This window comes from Pseudomonas sp. GW821-FHT09D08 (genome assembly GCF_059416305.1).
This window is the reverse complement of record NZ_JBWKOX010000003.1, coordinates 534,185-558,331: the sequence shown is the minus strand read 5'-3', so window position 1 is coordinate 558,331 and position 24,147 is coordinate 534,185. Positions and strand designations below refer to the sequence as shown.

Annotated in this window: 14 protein-coding genes; 10 read left to right on the top strand and 4 right to left on the bottom strand. The window is 61.6% G+C overall.

Translation table 11 applies throughout. From position 1 onward, the window contains the following. Positions 1-46 precede the first annotated feature (46 nt). Entirely contained in the window at positions 47-751 is a 705-nt protein-coding gene (gene treR, locus AC07OP_RS08775; RefSeq protein WP_092358326.1) for a trehalose operon repressor, read from the bottom strand. 238 nt (positions 752-989) lie between these two features. Between treR and treP the strand changes: the two genes are divergently transcribed. The 5 genes from treP to AC07OP_RS08750 all read left to right on the top strand — a co-directional run bounded on the left by treP (position 990) and on the right by AC07OP_RS08750 (position 8,397). Then, positions 990-2,432 (top strand): PTS system trehalose-specific EIIBC component, encoded by a 1,443-nt coding sequence (gene treP, locus AC07OP_RS08770; protein ID WP_495100475.1) that lies wholly within the window; start codon positions 990-992, stop codon positions 2,430-2,432. 56 nt (positions 2,433-2,488) lie between these two features. Then, positions 2,489-4,135 (top strand): alpha,alpha-phosphotrehalase, encoded by a 1,647-nt coding sequence (gene treC, locus AC07OP_RS08765; RefSeq protein WP_092358330.1) that lies wholly within the window; start codon positions 2,489-2,491, stop codon positions 4,133-4,135. Positions 4,136-4,299: 164 nt separating this feature from the next. Next, positions 4,300-5,520, top strand: a complete 1,221-nt coding sequence (locus tag AC07OP_RS08760) for a maltoporin (protein ID WP_027605435.1) — start codon at positions 4,300-4,302, stop codon at positions 5,518-5,520. 61 nt (positions 5,521-5,581) lie between these two features. Then, complete coding sequence (gene ptsP / locus AC07OP_RS08755; RefSeq protein ID WP_495100476.1) at positions 5,582-8,107, top strand: phosphoenolpyruvate--protein phosphotransferase; 2,526 nt, start codon at positions 5,582-5,584, stop codon at positions 8,105-8,107. A gap of 2 nt (positions 8,108-8,109) precedes the next feature. After that, on the top strand, positions 8,110-8,397 hold the full coding sequence (locus AC07OP_RS08750; protein ID WP_495100477.1) for a PTS sugar transporter subunit IIB: 288 nt from the start codon (positions 8,110-8,112) through the stop codon (positions 8,395-8,397). A 187-nt stretch (positions 8,398-8,584) separates the two neighbouring features. Here the strand turns inward: AC07OP_RS08750 and mltF are convergent, their stop codons facing one another. Then, positions 8,585-10,045, bottom strand: coding sequence for a membrane-bound lytic murein transglycosylase MltF (gene mltF, locus AC07OP_RS08745; RefSeq protein WP_027605438.1), 1,461 nt, complete (start codon positions 10,043-10,045; stop codon positions 8,585-8,587). Between the two features lie 286 nt (positions 10,046-10,331). On the opposite strand from mltF, the gene purL reads away from it, so the two are divergent. Then, positions 10,332-14,228 (top strand): phosphoribosylformylglycinamidine synthase, encoded by a 3,897-nt coding sequence (purL, locus tag AC07OP_RS08740; protein ID WP_115487230.1) that lies wholly within the window; start codon positions 10,332-10,334, stop codon positions 14,226-14,228. A 4-nt stretch (positions 14,229-14,232) separates the two neighbouring features. Continuing rightward, positions 14,233-14,544, top strand: coding sequence for a YqfO family protein (locus tag AC07OP_RS08735; RefSeq protein WP_141155938.1), 312 nt, complete (start codon positions 14,233-14,235; stop codon positions 14,542-14,544). A gap of 94 nt (positions 14,545-14,638) precedes the next feature. Here the strand turns inward: AC07OP_RS08735 and AC07OP_RS08730 are convergent, their stop codons facing one another. Next, complete coding sequence (locus AC07OP_RS08730; RefSeq protein ID WP_495100478.1) at positions 14,639-20,356, bottom strand: membrane-targeted effector domain-containing toxin; 5,718 nt, start codon at positions 20,354-20,356, stop codon at positions 14,639-14,641. 251 nt (positions 20,357-20,607) lie between these two features. On the opposite strand from AC07OP_RS08730, the gene AC07OP_RS08725 reads away from it, so the two are divergent. The 3 genes from AC07OP_RS08725 to AC07OP_RS08715 all read left to right on the top strand — a co-directional run bounded on the left by AC07OP_RS08725 (position 20,608) and on the right by AC07OP_RS08715 (position 22,303). Continuing rightward, positions 20,608-21,246 carry a DUF6036 family nucleotidyltransferase gene (locus tag AC07OP_RS08725; RefSeq protein WP_131697962.1) on the top strand — a complete coding sequence of 213 codons (639 nt, stop codon included), beginning with the start codon at positions 20,608-20,610 and terminating at the stop codon, positions 21,244-21,246. Continuing rightward, positions 21,230-21,679 (top strand): hypothetical protein, encoded by a 450-nt coding sequence (locus AC07OP_RS08720; RefSeq protein WP_495100479.1) that lies wholly within the window; start codon positions 21,230-21,232, stop codon positions 21,677-21,679. The genes AC07OP_RS08725 and AC07OP_RS08720 overlap by 17 nt, the downstream gene beginning before the upstream one ends. A gap of 360 nt (positions 21,680-22,039) precedes the next feature. Beyond that, positions 22,040-22,303, top strand: a complete 264-nt coding sequence (locus AC07OP_RS08715) for a DUF6124 family protein (RefSeq protein WP_495100480.1) — start codon at positions 22,040-22,042, stop codon at positions 22,301-22,303. A 124-nt stretch (positions 22,304-22,427) separates the two neighbouring features. Here the strand turns inward: AC07OP_RS08715 and nagE are convergent, their stop codons facing one another. Then, positions 22,428-24,134 carry an N-acetylglucosamine-specific PTS transporter subunit IIBC gene (gene nagE / locus AC07OP_RS08710; RefSeq protein ID WP_495100481.1) on the bottom strand — a complete coding sequence of 569 codons (1,707 nt, stop codon included), beginning with the start codon at positions 24,132-24,134 and terminating at the stop codon, positions 22,428-22,430. Positions 24,135-24,147: the final 13 nt, after the last annotated feature.

The following is a 24,147-nucleotide window of genomic DNA, read 5'->3' as shown; positions in this document are numbered from 1 at the left end:
AAGAGCCGAGCATGCCAAGCCGTTTAGACGGGCGTTGGGTAGATAGTTAGCGCCTGGCGATATCGGAGAAGTAAAACTTATCCAACGTATGCCGCGACTCGGTGTACTCGAACTGCCGCCCGTCCTGCAAAAACGTCTGGTTGCTCACCACGATCACATGGCTCTGACCTTCGAGGTCCAGGTGCGTCTGGTCGTCCTTGCTGCGGGGCAGGGCTTCGATGGTGCGCTGGGCGTAGCTGATCTGCAGTTGCAAGGTCTGCTCGATGAAGGCGTAGATCGACTGTTCGGCAATCGCCTGGTCCAGGCCGGGGATCAGGTCGGCGACGAAGTGGTTGATGTCGAGGATCACCCGTTTGCCGCCGATGCGCCGTACCCGTTTGATGCGTGTGATGACGCTGCCGGGTTCGGCCTCGATGTGTTGCAACAGCGGGCCTTCCAGGGGGAGCTGGGTGAATTCGACCACTTCGGTGCGTACGTCATCGCCCAGGTCGGCGTGGGTTTCGTGGAAGCTGACGATGCCGCCGAGTTGGAACTCAATCGGGTTGGGCGAGAGCACGAAGGTGCCCTTGCCGTGGATCTTTTGCGCAAACCCACGTTCCTGCAGTTGCTCGATGGCGCGACGCACGGTGCCTCGGCTGGCCTGGTAGCTGTCCATCAATTCGGTTTCGGAAGGCAGGCGCGTGCCGCGTTGCAGGCGTTCGGTGGTGATGCTGGCAAGCAGATCGGTATAGATCTGGTTGTATTTGCTCATGGGTAGGGCTCTGTGCCGCGTTGGCGTTCAAGGCAGGAACCTTAGAGGCAGAGCGGCGGTTTGTCCATTAGACCCAAGGATTTCTGCGGCTTGCAGCGCAGCGGTGTCCTACAGGGAGTAAACAAAATCAAACTCGTACAGACGAGTTGTTGCTTTAACTCGTCTGTACGAGTACTTTTGCCTTCGGCGTGCTGCCAATGACTGCCCCCAAATAAAAAAATCAAAGTGGAAACCAAGCATGAGCCACGACTATTCCAACATTGCCCGCGAGATCCTCGAGCACCTCGGGGGCCGCGACAACCTTGAGCAAGCTGCCCACTGCGTGACCCGCCTGCGCCTGGCGCTCAAGGACCCGAGCCTGGTCAACGGCAGCGCGTTGAATCAGGTCGATCTGGTCAAGGGCTCGTTCTTCACCGGCGGTTTGTTCCAGGTGGTGATCGGCCCCGGCGAAGTGGAAAAGGTCTACGCCGCCCTGCGCGAACAGACCGGCCTCGCCGCCGCCACCATCGCCGATGTGAAGAAGAAGGGCGCCGACAAGACCAACGCCATGCAGCGCCTGGTGCGGGTGTTCTCCGATGTGTTCATGCCGATCCTGCCTGCGCTGATCATCGCCGGCCTGCTGATGGGCGTGAACAACCTGATGGGCGCCAAGGGCATGTTCATCGAGGGCCAGACGCTGCTGGAGGCGTATCCGAACCTGGATGGCCTGTGGAGCCTGATCAACCTGATGGCCAACACCTCGTTCGTGTTCCTGCCGGCGTTGGTGGGCTGGTCGGCGGCCAAGCGCTTTGGCGGCAGTGAAATCCTCGGCATCGTGCTCGGCCTGATGCTGGTGCATCCCGATCTGCTCAATGCCTGGAACTACGGCAAGGCGGTCGCCGGGCTCGACGGCCAGAGCCTGCCGTACTTCGATATTTTCGGTTGGTTCAAGATCGAGAAAGTCGGCTACCAGGGGCAGATCCTGCCGATCCTGATGGCGGCGTATGTGATGAGCGTCATCGAGAAATGGCTGCGCGCTCGCGTGCCCAACGCCATTCAATTGCTGGTCGTGCCGATCACCACCATCGTCGTCACCGGCGTGCTCGCGTTGGCGATCATCGGCCCGGTGACCCGTCACCTCGGCATCCTGATCACCGAAGGCGTGGTCACCCTGTTTGACCTGGCGCCGATGGTCGGCGGAGCGATTTTCGGCCTGCTGTACGCGCCGCTGGTGATCACCGGCATGCACCACATGTTCCTCGCCGTGGACCTGCAATTGATCTCCACCCAGGGCGGCACCTTTATCTGGCCGATGATCGTGATGTCCAACCTGGCCCAGGGCAGCGCCGCGCTCGCGGTGTTCTACACCACCCGCAATGCGCGGGATAAAAGCATGGCCTCGACCTCAGCGATTTCCGCTTACTTCGGCATCACGGAACCGGCGATGTTCGGGGTGAACCTGCGCTTCAAGTTTCCGTTTTATGCGGCCCTGGTGGGCTCGGCGCTGGGCAGCATTTTCCTGTCACTGAACAAGGTGCAGGCCTCGGCCATCGGCGTCGGTGGTTTACCTGGGTTTATCTCGATCGTGCCGCAATCCATCGCGATGTTTGTGATCGGGATGGTCATCGCGATGGTCGTGCCGTTTGCACTGACCTGTGCGTTGAGCATGAAGATTGTTCGGCCGGGTTATCGCGTCGCCTGATCAATCGCCATCAAGGCCCGAGAGGCCAGCACAAAACTCTATTGAAGGAACCCACCATGCAAGACTGGCAACACTCGGTGATCTACCAGATCTACCCCAAGAGCTTCCACAGCCACGCGGGTAACGCCACCGGTGACCTGCTGGGCATCGTGGACAAACTCGACTACCTCAAATGGCTGGGCGTGGATTGCCTGTGGATCACCCCGTTCCTGCGCTCGCCGCAACGGGACAACGGCTACGACATCAGCGACTACTACGCCATCGACCCCAGCTACGGGACCATGGCCGACTGCGACCGGTTGATCAGCGAAGCGGCCAAGCGTGGCATCAAGCTGATGCTCGACATTGTGGTCAACCACACCTCCATCGAGCATGAGTGGTTCCAGCAGGCGCGCAGCAGCCTCGACAACCCCTACCGCGATTTCTACATCTGGCGCGACCAGCCGAACAACTGGGAATCCAAGTTCGGCGGGTCGGCCTGGGAATACGAGGCGCAAACCGGCCAGTACTTCCTGCACCTGTTCGACCACACCCAGGCCGACCTCAATTGGGACAACCCCCAGGTGCGTGCCGAGGTGTTCAAGTTGATGCGCTTCTGGCGTGACAAGGGCGTGGGCGGTTTCCGCCTGGATGTGATCAACCTGATCTCCAAGCCCGCCGATTTCCCCGAAGACAACAGCGACGGCCGCCGCTTCTACACCGACGGCCCGAACGTGCATGAATACCTGCAGGAGATGCACCGCGAAGTATTTGAAGGCCATGACCTGATCAACGTCGGCGAGATGTCGTCCACCAGCCTGGAACACTGCATCCGCTACTCGCGGCCAGAGTCGAAAGAGCTGTCGATGACCTTCAACTTTCATCACCTGAAAGTCGATTACCCGAACCTGCAGAAGTGGGTGAAGGCTGACTTCGACTTCCTGCAACTCAAGCAGATCCTCTCCGACTGGCAACTGGGCATGCAGGCCGGTGGCGGCTGGAACGCGCTGTTCTGGTGTAACCACGATCAACCCCGGGTGGTCTCGCGGTTTGGTGACGACGGTGAGCATCGTGTGGTCTCGGCCAAGATGCTCGCCACCGCGCTGCACTTCCTCCAGGGCACGCCGTTCGTGTACCAGGGCGAAGAACTGGGCATGACCAATCCGGGCTTCGACAGCATCGATCAGTACCGCGATGTGGAGACCCTGAACATCTTCCGCCTCAAGCGCGATGCCGGTGAATCCGAAGCGGCGAGCATGGCGGCGATCATGCAGAAGTCCCGCGACAACGGCCGTACGCCGATGCAGTGGAACGCGCAGCCGAATGCGGGTTTCAGCACCGGCGAGCCCTGGATCGGCCTCCCGGCGAATGCCGCGCAGATCAACGTTGAACACCAGCTCGACGATCCCGACTCCGTGCTGCATCACTACCGCGCGCTGATCGCCCTGCGTCGTCACGAACCGCTGATTCAAGAAGGGGTTTACCGCCAACTGCTGCAAGACCATTTGCAGGTCTGGGCGTACCTGCGCGAAGGCCACGGCGAGCGCCTGCTGGTGCTGAACAACTTCTATGGCCAGCCCTGTGAAATCCAACTGCCTGGCGACGTGATCGGCGCAGCGACCGAGCAACGCCTGCTGATCAGCAACTACCCCGACTGCCCACCACGCACGGCCACGGTCGTCTTGCGTCCCTACGAATCGTTCGTGCTGCACCTGATTGATTGATACGCCCCCTGTAGGAGCGAGCTTGCTCGCGAAAAACCTGAGAGCGCCGCGTTAAACCAGTATCGCTGCGTAATCGTTAGCGTTCTTCGCGAGCAAGCTCGCTCCTACAGGGAATCGTGTCGTGCAAGGACAGTAATAAAACAATAAAAATAGAAGGAACATTCATGAAAACAACAATAAAGCTGGGCCTCGTTGCATCCTGCCTGAGCCTGCCATTCGGCGCGCAGGCCCTGGAATTTGCCGGTTACTTGCGCAGCGGCGCGGGGACCTCGACAGGCAGTGGCAAGCAGCAGTGTTTCCAGTTGCCGGGGGCGCAAACCAAATACCGACTGGGCAACGAATGCGAGCAGTACGCCGAACTGGAACTGCGTCAGGACCTGCTGACCCTCGACGACGGCTCGGTGCTCAGCGTCGACGCCATGGCATCGCTGTACAACCAATACGACCGCGCCCTTAAATTCCAGGGCGAAGACAACGGCTCGGCGCGCATGCCGCAGATGTATGCGCAGTGGTCGAACCTGCCTGCCCTCAATGGCGGTTCGCTGTGGGCCGGTCGGCGTTACTACAAACGCAACGACATCCATATTTCCGACTTCTACTACTGGAACCAGAGCGCCACCGGCGGCGGTATCGAGGACGTGCTGATCGGCGACCTCAAGTACAGCTACGCCATTTCGCGCAAGGACAACCTGTACCAGAAGGAATACGCCACCCGTCACGACTTCAACGTCGCGGGCTTCAAGACCAACCCCGGCGGCGAGCTGGAGCTGGGCTTGAGCCATATCGAAAAGGCCGGCGGGCGTGACACCCACAGCGGCTGGGCACTCACCGCGCAGCATGTGCAAAAACCCTTCCTGGGCGGCAAGAACAAATTCGCTTTGCAGTACGGCGAAGGCCCCGGCACCGGCCTGGGCTACACCGGCAATACCTTCCTGGATAACAGCAGCAAAAGTTATCGCGCCGTGGAGTTCTTCGACTGGCAGGTGACCCCGCGTTTTGGTGGGCAGATCGAGGCGGTGTACCAGAAGGATATTCGCCCCGGCAGCCAGGACCAGACCTGGATGTCCATCGGCGTACGCCCCGCGTATGCGATCAGCGAACAATTCAAACTGGTCACCGAGCTTGGGCATGATCAGGTCGATGCCACCGGCGGCACGCGCAAGCTGAGCAAATTTACCTTCGCCCCGACCTGGTCGCCCAACGGCCCGGATTTCTGGGCGCGGCCGGAAGTGCGTTTGTACTACACCTATGCGACCTGGAACGAAGCGGCCAAGCGTGCAGCGAATGAACTGGCGGCGGGCTCGGCGTTGTCCGACACCGGCGCCTATGGCACCGCGCGGCATGGGTCGAACGTGGGCGTGCAGGTTGAATACTGGTGGAAATAAGTTATCCATGGGGAAGGCATCTACCCAAGGATTTTTACAGAACAAAACAGCAGGTGACGTCATGACCGCAACTCAACCCCTGGAATTGCTGGCGCCCTTGTCCGGCGTGCTGCTGGCACTGGACAAGGTGCCTGACCCGGTGTTCGCCAGCCGCATGATCGGCGACGGCCTGTGCATCGATCCCACCTCGCAGACCCTGTGCGCGCCCCTGGCCGGGGTGATCAGCAATATCCAGGACAGTGGGCATGCGGTCAGCGTCACCGACGACAACGGCGTGCAGGTGCTGATGCATATCGGCCTGGACACCGTGAGCCTGGCGGGCAAGGGCTTCACCCGCCTGGTCGAGGAAGGCCAGCGGGTGGAGGCCGGGCAAGCCTTGATCGAATTCGATGCCGACTATGTGGCACTCCACGCACGCAGTTTGCTGACCTTGATGCTGGTGGTCAGCGGCGAGCCGTTCACGCCATTGGCAAGCGGCCTGGTGGAATTGGGCCAACCGGTGTTGCAGGTTGCGCCCGGCAACCGGGTAGAGGAGGCCGATGAGGAGGAGGGCGATGCACGCTTCTCCAAGCCGTTGACCTTGCCCAACGCCAACGGTTTGCACGCGCGCCCGGCCGCCGTATTGGCCCAGGCGGCGAAAGGTTTTAACGCGAGCATTTACCTGCACAAGCAAACCCAGAGTGCCAACGCCAAGTCGCTGGTGGCGATCATGGCGCTGCAAACCGTGCAGGGCGATACCTTGCAAGTGAGTGCGGCCGGTGACGACGCCGAGGCGGCGATCCAGGCGCTGGTCGCGCTGTTGCTTGAAGGTTGCGGCGAGTCCATCGCGGCACCGGCTGCACAGCTTGAAGCGCCGGTGCCGGTATCGTTGGCGACGCTGCTGCGAGGCGTTTGCGCATCGCCGGGATCGGCGTTTGGCCAGGTGGTCCAGGTTGCTGAGCCCGAGCTGAAGGTGACTGAACAGGGGGCGGGAGAAACCTTCGAACGTGCTGCTTTGGCGCGTGGCCTGTTGGCTGCAACCGAAGCGCTGCAAGCCCTGCAAACCCAGGCGGCAGGCAGTGCCCAGGCTGAGATTTTCCGCGCCCATCAGGAATTGCTCGAAGACCCGACGCTGCTGGAACAAGCCCACGGTCTGCTGGCCGAAGGCAAGAGCGCCGCTTTCGCTTGGAACAGCGCCACGGTCGCCACTGCCCAGCTGTTCCAGAACCTGGGCAACGCCCTGTTGGCCGAACGTGCGGCGGACCTGGCGGATGTCGGCCGGCGTGTGCTGAAGCTGATCCTCGGTATTCAAGACCGCGCCTGGGACCTGCCCGACCGCGCGATCCTGGTCGCCGAGCAACTGACGCCTTCGCAAACCGCCAGCCTCGACACCCAAAAGGTACTGGGGTTTGTCACCGTCGGCGGCGGGGCGACCAGCCATGTCGCGATCCTGGCGCGGGCCCTGGGCCTGCCTGCCATGTGCGGGGTCGGGCCTGAAGTGCTGGCGCTGGCCAACGGCAAACAGGTCCTGCTCGACGCCGACAAGGGCGAGTTGCACCTGGACCCCAACCTGGCCGAGATCGAACAGCTGGAAGCTGCGCGTAAGCAGCACGTGCTGCGACGTCAGCGTGACGTGGCGCAGGCGTCAGTGCCGGCGATTACCCGCGACGGCCATCACGTCGAGGTGACCGCCAACGTCGCTTCGTTGCAGGAAGTGGAGCAATCCCTGGCCCTGGGGGGTGAAGGCGTCGGCCTGCTGCGCTCGGAGTTTTTGTACCTGGATCGCAATCGCGCCCCAAGCGTGGATGAGCAGGCCGCCACCTACAGCGCCATCGCCCGTGCCCTGGGCACCGAGCGCAATCTGGTGGTGCGCACCCTGGACGTCGGCGGCGATAAACCCCTGGCTTACGTGCCGATGGACAGTGAAACCAACCCGTTCCTGGGCCTGCGCGGTATACGCCTGTGCCTGGAGCGCCCGGAGCTGTTGCGTGAACAGTTGCGCGCGATCCTCGCCAGTGCCGGGCTGGCACGCCTGCATATCATGTTGCCGATGGTCAGCCTGCTGTCGGAGCTGCATCTGGCGCGCCAGATTATGGAGGAAGAAGCCCAGGCCCTTGGGCTCAGCGCGTTGCCCAAACTGGGCATCATGATCGAGGTGCCGTCGGCGGCCCTGATGGCCGATGTGTTTGCGCCCCATGTGGATTTCTTCTCCATCGGCACCAACGACCTGACCCAATACACCCTGGCCATGGACCGTGATCACCCGCGCCTGGCCAGCCAGGCCGATAGCTTTCACCCGGCGGTATTGCGCCTGATCGCCACCACCGTCACGGCCGCCCATGCCCATGGCAAGTGGGTGGGTGTATGCGGCGCACTGGCGTCCGAAGCCCTGGCGGTGCCGGTGTTGATCGGGCTGGGGGTGGATGAACTGTCGGTCAGTGTGCCGCTGATCCCCACCATCAAGGCCACCGTGCGCGGGCTGGACCTGGCCGGCTGCCAGACCATCGCCCGTCAGGTACTGGGCCTGGAAGAGGCCGCCCAGGTGCGCGAGGCCATGCGCCTGTACCACGCGGCCACCGTTGAAACCTCACCCGTCATGGAGCACTGAGCATGTTCGAGAAATTGCAGCGGGCGTTCTGGAAAGCCCTGACCCCGGATTTGATTGCCGAGACGGTGGCGGTGCCGACACAGGGGCTGTTGTCGGCCGAGGTGCTGAGTGCGCTGGGAGGTGCGGATAACCTCAAGTCGCAACAGCGTGTGGCGCTGACGCGGGTGAGGGTGCAATTGCAGGATGCTGAGAAGTTTGATGCTGCGGCGTTAAAGGCCGCGGGGGTCTCTGGGGTGATGGTATTGACGGGTGGGGTGGTCCATTTGCTCATCGGGCTCGAAGCCAAGTAGGCGTACATCGCCGCCTGTAGGAGCGAGCTTGCTCGCGAGAAACGTCAATGATAACGCGTGCTTCCTGAATGAACGCGGTGCCTGTGAGTTTTTCGCGAGCAAGCTCGCTCCTACAAAAAGCCTTAACTGACTGGCATTAGGGCAAGCCCCCTCCCACATTGATTTTGTGGTATTGGGAAGATCAGTTTTACAGCTGCGGGGTGTCTTCCGGCGGCTTGGTTTTATCCACACCCGGCACATGCAGATTACCTTCCACCACCTGGTTACCCTCCAACTGCGGCTGGGTCACCCAGGTCAGGATGTCGTAGTAGCGCCGGATGTTCGCCACGAAGTGCACCGGCTCGCCGCCCCGGGCGTAGCCGTAGCGGGTCTTGCTGTACCACTGCTTCTGCGACAGGCGCGGCAGCATCTTCTTCACGTCCAGCCACTTGTTCGGGTTCAGGCCTTCCTTCTTCGCCAGGATGCGCGCGTCGTCCAGATGGCCGGTGCCGACGTTATAAGCAGCGAGGGCGAACCAGGTGCGGTCGGGCTCGGCGATCTTGTCGTCCAGCTCGTCCTTGATCTTGGCCAGGTACTTGGCGCCGCCCATGATGCTTTGCCTGGCATCCAGGCGATTGGACACGCCCATGGCCTGGGCGGTGTTCTGGGTCAGCATCATCAGGCCGCGCACGCCGGTCTTTGAGGTGACCGCCGGTTGCCACAGCGATTCCTGATAGCCGATAGCCGCAAGCAGGCGCCAATCGACTTTTTCTTCCTTGGCGTAGGCGCGAAAGTGTTTCTCGTATTTGGGCAGCCGCTGCTGCAAATGCTGGGCGAAGGTGTAGGCGCCGACATAGCCGAGTACATCGACGTGCCCGTAATAGCGGTCTTTAAGGCGTTGCAGGGTGCCGTTCTTTTCCACCTTGTCCAGGTAGCTGTTGATCTCGTTGAGCAGGCTGTTGTCGTCGCCGGCGGCCACGGCCCAGCTCTGGTTGCTGGCATTGCCGAGGTCGAACGCCACCCGTACGTTGGGGAAGTACACCTGGTTCATCGCCACTTCGTTGGAGTCCACCAGGGTCAGGTCGATTTGCCCCTCGTCCACCATGCGCAGCAGGTCGACCACCTCGACGGCATCGGATTCTTCGTATTCGATGGCCGGGTTCTGCTTCTTAAGCGCCGCCAGTTGTTCGGCGTGGGTGCTGCCTTTGAGCACCATGATCTTCTTGCCCACCAGGTCCGCCGCGTTCGTCGGGCGTGACTGGCCGTTGCGGTAGATGATCTGCGGGGTGACTTCCAGGTAAGGATGGGAGAACCGCACCTGTTGCTGGCGCTGCTCGCTGCTGACCAGGCCGGCGGCGGCGAGCACCGGGCCGTTGGGTTTGCCCAACTGGCCGAACAGGTCGTCAAGGTTGTCGGCGGTCTCGATTTCCAGCTTCACGCCCAGGTCATCGGCAAAACGCTTGACCAGTTCGTATTCGAAACCGGTTTCACCGTTGCGGTCCTGGAAGTAAGTTGCCGGGCTGTTTCGGGTAATCACCCGCAATACGCCATCCTCCTTGATTCGCTCGAGCGTGCTGGGTTTATCAACACAGGCGCTGAGCATCAGAAAGAGTCCGGTGACGATGAGCCATCTGGCGCATCGCGGGCGCAAAGCAGTTGGGGAGAACATCTGCGCAGTATACGCAAACGGCCCACGGCGCCATATCTCGACAGCGGCGGACTTGTCTGCTAGCGCCGCCAAAACTGTGCTGCAGCCCGCAGAAACGTGGCTTGGCGCCCGATTGTGACGGTTAAAATAACTGCGCGGAATGCCTTGGATAACGCCCCGATAGCGTGCAAACCGTGCCAACTGACGTTCGGCAGCCGCCAGCGGTGCCGTTTCGGGTGCCGTTGGCGATGGTTTACGCTAGAATGCACGGCCTCAAAGCACACCCCTTCCCGAGGCTGTCCCGAAGATGTTGATCCTGCGCGGCGCTCCTGCCCTTTCTGCCTTTCGCCACAGCAAACTCCTTGAACAACTGAGCCAGAAGGTTCCAGCGGTTACAGGCCTGTATGCTGAATTTGCTCACTTCGCCGACGTTACCGGCGTCTTGACCGCCGACGAACAGCAAGTGCTCGCACGCCTTCTGAAGTACGGCCCCAGCGTTCCCGTTCAAGAGCCGACCGGCCGCTTGTTCCTGGTTCTGCCGCGGTTCGGCACCATCTCGCCCTGGTCGAGCAAGGCCAGCGATATCGCCCGCAACTGCGGCCTGGAGAAGATCCAGCGCCTGGAGCGTGGTATCGCGTTCTACGTCGAAGGTGGGTTCAGCGACGCCGAGGCCGAGCTGATCGCCAGCAGCCTGCACGACCGCATGACCCAGATCATCGTCAGCCAGCTGGAACAGGCTGCCGGCCTGTTCAGCCACGCCGAGCCCAAGCCGTTGACCGCGATTGACGTGCTGGGCGGTGGCCGCGCGGCGCTGGAGAAGGCCAACACCGAGCTGGGCCTGGCCCTGGCCGAAGACGAGATCGACTACCTGGTCAACGCCTTCACCGGTCTCAAGCGCAACCCCCACGACATCGAACTGATGATGTTCGCCCAGGCCAACTCCGAGCACTGCCGTCACAAGATCTTCAACGCCAGTTGGGACATCGACGGCGAAAGCCAGGAAAAAAGCCTGTTCGGCATGATCAAGAACACCTACGTGATGCACAGCGAAGGTGTTCTGTCGGCTTATAAGGACAACGCCTCGGTGATCGTCGGTTCGGTCGCCGGCCGTTTCTTCCCGGACCCTGAAACCCGCCAATACGGCGCGGTGCAGGAGCCGGTGCACATCCTGATGAAGGTCGAGACCCACAACCACCCGACCGCGATTGCCCCGTTCCCGGGCGCAGCCACCGGTTCCGGCGGCGAGATCCGCGACGAAGGTGCCACCGGCCGTGGCGCCAAGCCAAAGGCCGGCCTGACCGGTTTCACCGTGTCCAACCTGCAGATCCCGGGCTTCGAACAGCCATGGGAAGTGCCGTACGGCAAGCCTGAGCGCATCGTGACGGCGCTGGACATCATGATCGAAGGCCCGCTGGGCGGCGCCGCGTTCAACAACGAGTTCGGCCGTCCGGCGCTGACCGGTTATTTCCGTACCTTCGAACAGTCCATCACCACGCCCCGTGGCGATGAAGTGCGCGGCTACCACAAGCCAATCATGCTGGCCGGCGGCATGGGCAACATCCGTGAAGAACACGTCAAGAAAGGCGAGATCCTGGTCGGCTCCAAGCTGATCGTGCTCGGCGGCCCGGCGATGCTGATCGGCCTGGGCGGCGGCGCTGCTTCCTCCATGGCCACCGGCACCAGCTCGGCAGACCTCGACTTCGCCTCCGTACAGCGCGAAAACCCTGAGATGGAACGCCGCTGCCAGGAAGTCATCGACCGTTGCTGGCAGTTGGGTGACAAGAACCCCATCAGCTTTATCCACGACGTCGGTGCCGGCGGTTTGTCCAACGCCTTCCCGGAGCTGGTCAACGATGGCGACCGCGGGGGCCGCTTCGAACTGCGCAACATTCCAAACGACGAGCCGGGCATGGCCCCGCACGAAATCTGGAGCAACGAATCCCAGGAACGTTACGTACTGGCGGTCGGCCCTGAAGACTTCGCGCGCTTCCAGGCCATCTGCGAACGCGAGCGTTGCCCGTTTGCCGTGGTCGGCGAAGCCACTGCCGAGCCGCAACTGACGGTCACCGACAGCCACTTCGGCAACAGCCCGGTGGACATGCCCCTCGAAGTGCTGCTGGGCAAGGCCCCGCGCATGCACCGTTCGGCGGTTCGTGAAACCGAGCTGGGCGATGATTTCGACCCAAGCACGCTGGACCTGACTGACAGCATTGAACGCGTGCTGCACCACCCGGCCGTGGCGAGCAAAAGCTTCCTGATCACCATCGGCGACCGCACCATCACCGGCCTGGTGGCCCGTGACCAAATGGTCGGCCCATGGCAGGTGCCGGTGGCCGACGTTGCCGTCACCGCCACCAGCTTCGACGTCTACACCGGCGAAGCCATGGCCATGGGCGAGCGTACGCCGCTGGCCCTGCTGGACGCCCCGGCGTCGGGCCGCATGGCCATTGGTGAAACCCTCACCAACATCGCCGCGTCGCGCATCGGCAAGCTGTCCGACATCAAATTGTCGGCCAACTGGATGTCCGCTGCCGGTCACCCCGGTGAAGATGCGCGTCTGTACGACACCGTGAAAGCGGTCGGCATGGAGCTGTGCCCGGAGCTGGGCATCACCATTCCGGTGGGCAAGGACTCCATGTCCATGGCCACCCGTTGGAACGATGAAGGCGTGGACAAGAGCGTCACCTCGCCGCTGTCGCTGATCGTCACCGGCTTTGCGCCGGTCACCGACATCCGCCAGACCCTGACCCCGCAACTGCGCATGGACAAGGGCACCACCGACCTGATCCTGATCGACCTCGGCCGTGGCCAGAACCGCATGGGCGCCTCGATCCTCGCGCAAACCCACGGCAAGCTCGGCAAACAGGCGCCGGACGTGGATGACGCCGAAGACCTGAAAGCCTTCTTCGCCGTGATCCAGGGCCTCAACGCCGACGGCCACCTGCTGGCCTACCACGACCGTTCCGACGGTGGCCTGCTGACCAGCGTGGTCGAGATGGCCTTTGCCGGTCACTGTGGCCTGAACATCGTGCTCGACAGCGTTGCCGAGGATGCGTCCGAAATCAACGGCATCCTCTTCAACGAAGAGTTGGGTGCGGTGATCCAGGTTCGCCAGGACGCAACCCCGGACGTACTCGCACAGTTCAGCGCCGCTGGCCTGGACGACTGCGTCGCGGTGATCGGCCAGCCGATCAACAACGGTGAAATCAATATCTCCTTCAACGGCGACACCGTGTTTGCCGGCCAGCGCCGCTTGCTGCAACGCCAGTGGGCCGAGACCAGCTACCAGATCCAACGCCTGCGTGACAACGCCGACTGCGCCGAGCAGGAATTCGACGTGATCCTGGAAGAAGACAACCCGGGCCTGAGCACCAAGCTCAGCTTCGACGTCAACCAGGACATCGCCGCGCCGTACATCAAGAAAGGCATCCGCCCACAAGTTGCCGTGCTGCGTGAGCAGGGCGTCAACGGCCAGGTGGAAATGGCGGCCGCGTTCGACCGCGCCGGCTTTAATGCGATCGACGTGCACATGAGCGACATCCTCGCCGGTCGCGTTGACCTCAACGAGTTCAAAGGCCTGGTGGCCTGCGGCGGTTTCTCCTACGGCGACGTACTGGGTGCCGGCGAAGGCTGGGCCAAATCGGCCCTGTTCAACAGCCGTGCCCGCGACGCGTTCCAGGGCTTCTTCGAGCGCAACGACAGCTTCACCCTGGGTGTGTGCAACGGTTGCCAGATGATGTCCAACCTCCACGAGCTGATCCCGGGCAGCGAGTTCTGGCCGCACTTCGTGCGTAACCGCTCGGAGCAGTTCGAAGCCCGTGTCGCCATGGTGCAGGTGCAGGAATCCAACTCGATCTTCCTGCAAGGCATGGCCGGTTCGCGCATGCCGATCGCCATCGCCCACGGTGAAGGCCATGCCGAGTTCGAAAGCGAAGAGGCGTTGCTCGAAGCCGACTTGTCCGGTTGCGTGGCCATGCGTTTCGTCGACAACCACGGCAAGGTCACCGAAAGCTACCCGGCCAACCCGAACGGCTCGCCGCGTGGGATCACCGGCCTCACCAGCCGCGACGGTCGCGTGACCATCATGATGCCGCACCCGGAGCGCGTGTTCCGCGCCGTGCAGAACTCCTGGCGCCCGGAAGAGTGGAACGAAGACGGTGCGTGGATGCGCATGTTCCGCAACGCCCGCGTGTGGGTGAACTAAGGCGGTGTACAAGCTTGCCTTCTTTGTGCCCGACAGCCATGTGGAGACGGTGAAAGCCGCCGTCTTCGCTGCTGGCGGTGGGCGCATCGGCGACTACGACCGCTGCGCCTGGCAAGTGCTGGGCCAGGGCCAGTTTCGCGCGTTGGACGGCAGCCAGCCGTTTATCGGGCAGGTTGGCCAGGTTGAAGTGGTTGAAGAATGGAAGGTCGAGCTGGTGGTGGCCGATGAGTTGATCAACGCGGTGGTCGCCGCGTTGAAACTCAGCCACCCCTATGAGACACCGGCTTATGAAGTGTGGCCGTTGGCGGATTTCTGATCCGCCCGCTGTAGAAACAAGAAACCCGCTGGGCCGGTTTGGCCAGCGGGTTTTTTGTGGGTGGTCATGAACCCGGTGTCAAAGCCTCAATGGCTCAGGGTGCGGGGGTCAACCCGACTTCTGCCTTCAATGCACTGATCAACATGTTTTCGTAGCTGAACCGCTTGCCCTGCATCGGCTCCCAGCGGTCGACATAAAACAGGCCATTGTGGTCGACCTTGATCGGCGTCGACACGATCTCGCCGCTGCGCGAACGATGCAGCAGGATGTTCTGCGAGGGCGACGGGCGTTCGATCAGGAACAGGCCGGGCCGGTTCAGGCGTGTCCTGTCCACCGCTGCGAAAGGCGTCGGGGCTTTGGTGCCGGCAACCCCTGCGTCGAGAATGAAGTCGCTGCGCAAGGCCCTGGTGTAAGGGCTGATGCCTTCGGAGACGGTCTCCCAGGCCCCCGCTCGAATGTTTTGCGCCAGCGCCGGGGCGGTGTCCCGCACATGCAGGCTGACGGCACCCTGGAGTTCCGCGAGGCCAGGCACGCTCAGGTGGGTGTTGGTGTGCGCGCTGCCCACGAAGGCCACCCACTTGTGGGGCCCGTGTGCGGCCTGGTCGGCGTCGATGACCTTGGAGGCGAAGTAACTGAACAGCTGGTTGCGTGAGACATCCGCGTCCCCCAACCCCTTGATGTGGTAACTGGCGGTGCAGTCCAGGGCGCGGATGCGCATGCCGTGTCTTGCCGCGATCTGGATCACTTCGGTGTAGGTATCGCTGCCGTTGTAGCCCGGCATATGGCCCCGATCCAGCTGGGAGAGGTAGCGCTTGAGGTTGTCCGGCAGCCGTTGGGTCTGCAGAAAAATATCCAGCTCGTGCTGGTGCAAATCGGTCAGCAGATGCTCCACGTACAGCGTCTTGAACTCCAGTTCCTTGAGCTTTCCCATGTAATCGCGCAGCAGGCGTTTGCTCGATTGCGCATTGTGCCCTTCACCGATCACCAGCCCCGAAAACTCACTGTGACGGATTTTCTCCAGCAATGCCTCGGGGGTGTTCGGCAGGCCCAGTACGGATGGCTCGGGCCGGGCTGGCGGCACTTGGCTGGCCAGGTACGTGTCGGCATCCGCACTCAGGCGCGCGCGGGTATCCACAAATGCCCTGAAGGCTTCCTGATGCTCCGGGTTCTGCGGGAAGTAGCGCGTGTCCAGGCCATGCCGTGTGCTGGTCTGTCGGACGATGCTCTCCCGGAGCGGGACGGCAATGTCGTACTCGCTGTAATGCGCTGCGGCCACAGGCGCAGCGCTGGGCGATGTTGCCGGTTCGGGGGCTTTGTACGGGGTGCGCATGGTCAATTGGTAATCGCCTCTGGCCAGCGCTTCACCCGCCAAGGGGGTGTCGATCCACACGCCCACGGGTTGGTCCGTACCCACATCCACCACGCGCAGGGCGACCGCGTCCTGCAGGTCCGCCAGGCCAGGCGTTTGCTCGAAAGTACGCAGCCGGGAATGATCCACCAGGGCCACCCAGCGTTCATCCTGCTCGTCGAGGGCATCGGTCTGAATGGCTTTGTGGGAGTAATAGTTTCTGATGCTGTTGCCGCGTGGCGTCGTCGGTGGGGTGTCGCCCATTTGCAGGGCGTCGTCCAGCAAGTACGAGGTTGAGGCATCCAGGGCCTTGATCTTCACGCCCTTTTCCTGAGCCTTGCGTACCAGGGCGACGTAGGAGTACTCGGCGTTCTCGGCCAAGCCAAAGGCTTTGTCGACGGTCTTCAGGTGCCGCTCGATGTGCTGCCAGGATTTTCCGCTGTTGAGCTTCTCCAGTTTTGGACGAAATACATCACCGGGCAGGTACTCGATATAAAGGTGTTTGAAACCCTTGCTGATCAACGCCTCCATGTGTGTGACCAGCAGCTGTTTACTGGCAATGGAGCCGGGCACCGCGCCAATGACCAGGTTCTTGTTACCGCTGAAGGCATCGCTGGCGATCAGTTGTGCAAACGACGTGCTGGCGTCCAGGGCCGGAAGCTCGGCGCGGGCCGGCAACGGGTCAAGGGTCTTGAAAAAGTCCTGGGCGTCGGTGGCCAGGCGTTCGGCCTGTTGCAGGTAAGCGGTACGAAGGGATTTGAGTTCAATGGCGGCGCTTCCCAGGATCACGTCTTGCGAGCCGAAATCCCACTCCGACCGCAGCAGTATCCCGGTGCGCACATCCGGGTCGAGCACCAGTTCCAGTTTGTTGGCGTACTTTGCCGGCATCTCATAAGGCTTGAGCGGCTCTGGTGTGTCGGGCAATTTTTCATACTTGGGCGCGCCACCGGTGACGCCGGTGCGGTGCCAGACGCCTTGTGCATCGGGCGCGGCCACGCGAGTCGTGGAGATCAGTTTGCCGGTAGGCGGATCGAGTCGGTACAGCAAATAACGTCCGATCGGGTCCGGGGTGTTTTTTGCCCAAAGCAACTCGCCGTCGAACAGCACCGCCTGCATGTCTGCCGGCGCAAGTACCGGGGGTTGCAGGGAATGCACCAGCTTCAGGGTCTCGCTGGTCGCGGTGGCGCTCTGGGCGGCCTCGCGCAGGGCCGGTCTTGCCAGCTGTTTAAGGGAAACCAATGCCGGACGCAGGTCGGTGAACGCCGCGCCGGCGCTGTTCAGCACATAACCGATCAGGTGTTCCACGGCGGCACTTGTATCGCCTTGTTGATAGGCGTTCAGGGCCAGCATGCCGTCCTTGAACGCCAGCAGCATGCCCAGGCTCAGGCTGACGATGGGAAACGGTGCGGTAGCAATGGCGGTGACCCATTCCACGCAGGTCCAGAGGATGCCCGTGATCATCTGGGTGCGATTGGCCGTGGTGCCTTCAACGTCGTCGATCCTGCGCTGCTGCTTCATGTCGTACAGGGCCCGACGCAGATCCAGCAGGGGCGGCTGTGCACGGGTTGCGTCATAGCGTGCCGGGCTGGTGTCGGTTTTGTTCAGGTCCTCGGGCAACTGCGCCTTGGCGGTTTCCAGAAAGGTACGCACTTTAACCTGGGATTGGGCACCGACCCGTAGGGTGAAATAGGCGACCATGCCGGGCACCTTTTTCAGCAGGTAGTTGAACTGCCTGGCCTCGCGGAAGCTGATGCCATCCGGTGCGTTGGGGGTATAGAGCAGCGTCGGAAAATCAGCATGGCTGAAGAGGAAAGTGCCCATCACCCATTCGCCATTGATCATCAGGCGATGAATGGCGTAGGTGCCGCGTGTCTCGGTGGCCGTTTCCCCCATGCTGGCGATACTGCGCTCCAGCCAGTCCCAATCGACCCCGGCGATGTGGCCCTCGAGCCGGCACTCCAGGGCGGCGTTCTGCATCTGGCGCTGGGTGATACTCAGCGTTGCATTGCGCCGCAGGTCATAGTCCGCGCTGCCGACATTCAGCAATCGGCTCCGCACTTCGCTGATATAGCGCGCGCCGACCCAGGTGCCGGTGACCGAGCGGGCGACTTTCTCGGCGGTCAATGCGCTCAGGTTAATCCCCTTGGGGCCTTTGAATTGGGCGGCGCGGGAGAACTTCTCGTCGAGGAACCCCACACCGTCGGCATAACCGTCGCGGTACAGCTGGGTGTAGGTCAGGGGCGGCGGGGTCAATGAACCGAGCAGCGCCGGCGGTGAAAATGCCCAGACGGTGTCGGGGTCGACATCGTTCTGAGGACGTCCCAGCAGCAGGTTCAGGCGTTTTTTTGCCTGGTCATGCAGATAGTCAGCGAAGCTGAGAAACTGCGCGTCAGACAGCGGAAAATCCTCGTAGGTGAGCAACGCGCCTTCACTGTCCTCGGCCAGTTTCAACAGCTTGCGGCGGTTGTCGGCGTGGGTGGAGCGGTACCAGTTCGGGGTGCTGAATTCGTAGTCGTCGACGCGGGTCGCCAGCACATGGGCGGACATCGCCTTGAGGCAGTCGGCGTGGCTGCCGACGTTGCCAAAGCTGATCGCTGTGTACTCGCGGTCTTGAAACTTGAAGCTCAAGCCGCTCAGCACCCGCTTCATCGCTGCGCGAAAACGCAGGGCGACCCGCTTGATCAGGTAGTCGGTCAGGCTGCCAGGCGGGTGTTTTGCACCGTTGTCCAGGCTCCAGCCGAGGATGTGCTGCTGGCACGCAAGCTCAGTGTCGAAGGCCTGGAATTGCTGCTCCCTTGGTGCCTCGGGCGTGCACAGCAGCAGGCGGGTGACCGCGCCGCTGGCGTCGGTTTGGCGCACTACCCATATGTCCTGCAACTGGGCCTCGTGCAGTGACAGGGTGGCGGCGCTCAGGCGCGCGTCGGTGCCCTGGCGCACGTCCTGCACCAACTGGAAATCTTCTTCACTCAGATGACCCTGGAGCATGGCGGTGTAGGCCAGCGCGTTGATCCGCTGGTCGAGCATCTGTTCGATCGCGCGGCTGAGCGCAGGCTTGGCGTGCATCTGCTGTTGCAGCTCGCCGAACTCGATACGCGGCTGCAGGGTGGTCAATACCTGTGCCAGCCAGGCGGGGGTCAGGTCCTGATAGGCCGGCGGCAACGGTGCCTCGTGGTAGGTCAGCGTGGTTTTGTTCAGGAAGTCCGAACCCGGCTCGGCATCACCGGCCTGCAGTCCGCGCAGGGCCAGGTCAACCAGGCTGCGGTCGTGTTCGTATTCACCGATGGGATCGACGTAGCGCCGGGTGTTGACCAGCAGGTGTTCCGGCGCCAGGTCGTGGATGTCCAGCTCATCGCTCAAGCGTTCGAGCAGTCGATAGCGGGCCAGGGCTTCAGGGGTAGCGACCGGGCCCAGCAGGTCGAGCAGATCCTGGCGCGCCGTGTTATAGCTCGCCAGGTGAGCGGCGAGCGCGGCCCGCCGCGGTTCGCTGGCGCTGCGATACCAGTCCGGTGCACTGTGGCGCAGGTGGCGCTCCAGCAGGCGTCGGCTGCGCCATTGCAGGCGCGCTTCTAAGTCCGGCAAGGCAGCCGCGATGGCCTGGTCCAGGGCGTCGATCAGCACAGCGGCCTCGTGGGCCGGATTGTCTACCAGGCTCAAGGCGCGCTCGATGTCCTCGGTGCGCTTGTCGACCAGGGCAGCGTAGGTGTGTTCGAACAGCGGTTTGTCGGTGATCGGCGTCAGTTCCAACGGCCAGATGGCGCCGGGCGTTACATCGCGATAACGCACGGGCAACAGTGCCATGAAGTCGCGTCGCTGCCCGGCATCCTCCAGGCCCTGGAACAAGTGCGTATTGAGTTGCGTCAGCGAGCCGAATGCCTCGATCCCGCGCGAAGGCGTGAACAGCATCACTTCCCCTACCGGCACAGCGCTCAGGTCGGTGACCACGGGGCTGGACGTTTCGGTCAGCACAAAGGCGCCGGCCAGCTCCACCGTCCGGTCCTGATAACGAAAGCTCAGCGCATACAGGCCTGGGCGCAACGTAGCGCCCAGCGGTACACGCGCAAGCATGGCCTGTTGCTGCGGATGCAGCAGGCGGTCCTGGGCACTGACCGTCGTTTCATTGGCCAGGGCGGTGTAGCCGGCTTCAAAGGTCATGAAGGATTTGCGCGGCTTGCCGTCGATTTGCTCGTTGCGATCGAGTGCCAGCAGATAGGTATTCAAGCTGGACTTGAGTGCTTCGACTCGGGCGAGCAGATCGCCCTGGGTGATGTCCTGATAGAGCGCGCGGCTCTTGGCCAGGAACTGCTGGCGGTAACGCTTCAGGATGCCATTGGTTTTTTCCAGGTAGGCCAGTTCGGTAGACGGTGTGTGTTCGGGCACCAGCGGCTTTTCGATCTGGAGCAGGTGGTGCCCGATCTGATTGAGGTGGCCTTTGATACCTTCAAAGGTCTGGGATGTTGTGCTCACGGGTACGCTCTCCATGCGGGGATAAGAACCTTGAGCATGCGCAGGCGGGCCATTGGCAGGGAGGTAGATAAGTAGGTTTTTTGATTGGTGGGAATAAATCTAACCGGCGACAACCTGCATGTTTCCTACAACCCTTTCAGGTTGTCCCTAGGAACCTGCCTCAATAACCTTCGCCGGTCGCTGACAATTCAGTGATCGGGGTTTGAACTCAAGACCCGTTCAGTAACGTTGCACCGGCTTGAGATTCAATAATGGAGTTACCAGACGTCGTTGTTCCTAGGCTCAATACGAGTACTGCACTGGGGCAAGCATTGGTTTCAATGTTCAAGTCCATCGAGGTGGAGTTAATGCTTGAGGGCGCCGCGTCAGGCGCGGTCAAGGTCATCGTATTCGGTGGTTGCGCTGTTCATTTATATACGCACCACCGTGTTTCCACTGACGTGGATGCAGAGATTTATTGCGCGAATATTCAGGACAAGCTGCGTCTGCGGACATTGCTGGCCGAGTTTCCAGAGCAGTTTTTCGACCAGCAGTCTGGCCGTGTAATGGAACTGAATTACGATCTTCAGTACAACACGGGTTTTGGCCCGCTTCACGAAGATTACTGGGAACGCAGTCTTCCCCTCGAAGAGTTTCCTGATGAGTCTGCATTGCATCTGCGTATAGCTGCGCCTATCGATATTGCAATTTCCAAACTGGGTAGAGCGACTGATCAGGACATTGGCGATATCATGGCGTTGCTTAGGGCCGGCTTCATTGTGACCACTGAGTTCCGCCGGCTGGCGTTGCAGGCGATTGATATGTATGTTGGTAATAAAGAGCCACCTAGATCCATTCTGACCAATATTTTGCACGATTATCTGGACACTGAAGTTGACGAAGCCTTTTGATGGTCCAGTCCTCTCTTGCGCCTTGGGGACTCTGGTCAAAGAACCTTTGAGTCAGGCTGATGACACTGCTCTTGTCAGTGCAGCGAAAGCGGTTTGGTACTCGGAAGCGAACCTTGTGGGCGAGGTGAAAGCTTTTCTGGAGGAACACTCCAGTGAGGTGGAACTTCGTCGCGCAGGCTACTTGCTTGAGCGATTCACGCGTTTTTCGTGTGCGACAGACAGTCGGGTAATGGAAGCGTTGAAAGCGCTTGAGTTGTTTTCTGCTTCCAGACAAAACGTGAAACCACAAGGTACTGTTGCGCTTCGCCGTCGTCGTGATGAGCTGGCAGTGTCTTGGGGGTTGAGTGAAGGGCTGGGTTTGAAGGCTCAGGCGTTGATACCTTTTCAGACCCGCCATTACGAGGCGCAACAACGTGCAGCAGCGCCTACCTAAGCGTTGGTCGCGATCAAAGGACCCGGTTTAGGCCGGTTTTTTATTGTCTGCGATATCTTCAGCTCTCGGAGATTTCCCACAAGCTGTTCAGGTTGTCCCTCGGAACTCCCCTCACTAACCTTCGCCAGTCGCTGCTTATTCAGCGACCGGGACTGCAAGCCCGCCGAAGTTATGTTGGAGCTCATTAGCGCCGCTATAATCGTGGCGCTTTTCATGGTCATCGCTTTTATGGTGGCTGTGTGCGGGAGACCTTCGGGTCTACCCGGGATGCTCCTTCCTTGGTCTTGCAGGCCCGCACACAGCTGCCACCCATCATCTGCAAGTGATGTGGGTAGTTCCCATTATTTGAGGAGCATTACCATGATCAAAGACAGTCCAAATCCCCCATCCGCCTCTCCACCCACCGACCAACTCTTCACCGTACGTCCCCATCTGAACAGCGAAACCTTGCTTGCCAACGCATCCCAGGACCTGGCGTCCGTGCAGGCGCTGGCGGCCCATCTGGCGTTTGATATCGACGGCTCGCAGCGTGATGCGGTGCTGGGGATTCATCGGATGGTGGAGGGGATCCAGTTGATGGTGGATCGAGTGCTGGATTTATCCGAGGTGCCTGCGCAGCAGTAATTCGGCGCCGATGAGGCCCATTCGCGAGCAAGCCCGCACACATTTTGATCGGTGCCCGACTTGGCAATACGATCAAATGTGGGAGCGGGCTTGCTCGCGATTGGCCAGTACGGTCACCGCCGCTCTATACCCCGGCGCCTACCTCACGACCACCAACCAAGCGCTCCAATGCTTCTCCCAACCCCGATGCCTTGTCACCCATCAACAGGTGCCAGACCCCGCTATCCAGCTGGCGCACACCTTGGCAACCCAACGCCGTCAGTTGAGCTTCGGACACCATCGAATCATCACCCAACTCCACCCTCAGCCGGGTCATCGCCACCGCTTCCAGCTGGCGCACATTGCCTCGACCGCCCAGTGCGGCCAGCCATTGTTCGGCCTCCTGCACATTCACCGCAACCGGCTTATCCACAGGCGCAGCCGTTACGGGAGCGGGGGCCACAAACCCTGGCATCGCCAACCGAATCTCATCGGCAATGCTGTCCGCCAGCGGCCCGACCACCACCTGCAAACTGCCGCCATTGCCAGGCCGCACCACGGCCATGGCGCCCAGGGCTTTCAACTCGGCATCCACGGCTTTGTTGCGGTCAACCATGTCCAACCGCAGGCGCGTGGTGCAGGCGCCCACACTGAGCAAATTGGCCGCACCGCCCAAGGCCCGGATATAAGCCGTGGCGCGCTGGTTATCAGTCATCGCTTCAGCCTGTGCCACCTGGATATCCTCGCGGCCCGGGGTCTTCAGGTTGAAGCGGCGGATGCAGTAGCTGAACACGCTGTAGTAGATCGCCGCGTATGCCAGGCCCACCGGGATCACCAGCCAGCCATTGGTGGATTTGCCCCAGCCCAGCACCATGTCGATAAACCCACCGGAGAAGGTAAAACCCAGGTGGATGTTCAGCAGATTGGTCACCGCCATCGACAGGCCGGTGAGCAGTGCATGGATCAGGTACAGGAACGGCGCGAGGAACATGAAGGCGAATTCAATCGGCTCGGTCACCCCGGTGAGGAACGACGTCAGGGCCATGGACAGGAAGATCCCGCCCATCACCTTGCGCCGCTCCGGCAGGGCGTTGCGGTACATCGCCAGGCAGGCGGCGGGCAGGCCGAACAGCATCACCGGGAACATGCCGGTCATGAACTGGCCACCTTTGGGGTCGCCGGCAAAATAGCGGGTCAGGTCGCCGGTGACGACGGCACCGGTGACCGGGTCGGTAAAGGTACCGAATACAAACCACGCCATATTGTTGAGGATATGATGCAGGCCGGTGACGATCAGCAGGCGGTTGAACACGCCAAATACGAACGCGCCGAAGCTGCCGCTCTCCATCAGCAATACGCCGAAGCTGTTGATGCCGTGCTGGATCGGCGGCCAGATCAGGCCGAAGATCACCCCCAGCGCCACCGCCGAGAACCCGGTGACAATCGGCACAAACCGCCGCCCGCCGAAGAACGCCAGGTATTCCGGCAGCTTGATGTCCTTGAAGCGGTTATACAGCGCACCGGCCATCAGGCCGCTGGCGATACCGGCGAGCATGCCCATGTTGATGCTGCTGTCCATCACCTTGAGGGTGGAGATCATCACCAGGTAGCCAATCGCCCCGGCCAGTCCCGCCGTGCCGTTATTGTCACGGGCAAAGCCCACGGCGATGCCGATGGCGAAGATCAGCGCCAGGTTGGCGAAAATCGCCTGCCCGGCATCGTGCATCACCGCGATGTTCAACAGGTCGGTATCACCCAATCGCAGCAGCAGGCCGGCAATCGGCAGGATGGCGATGGGCAGCATCAGCGCGCGGCCCAGGCGTTGCAGGCCTTCGATAAATAATGGGTACATGGCGGGTCTCCTT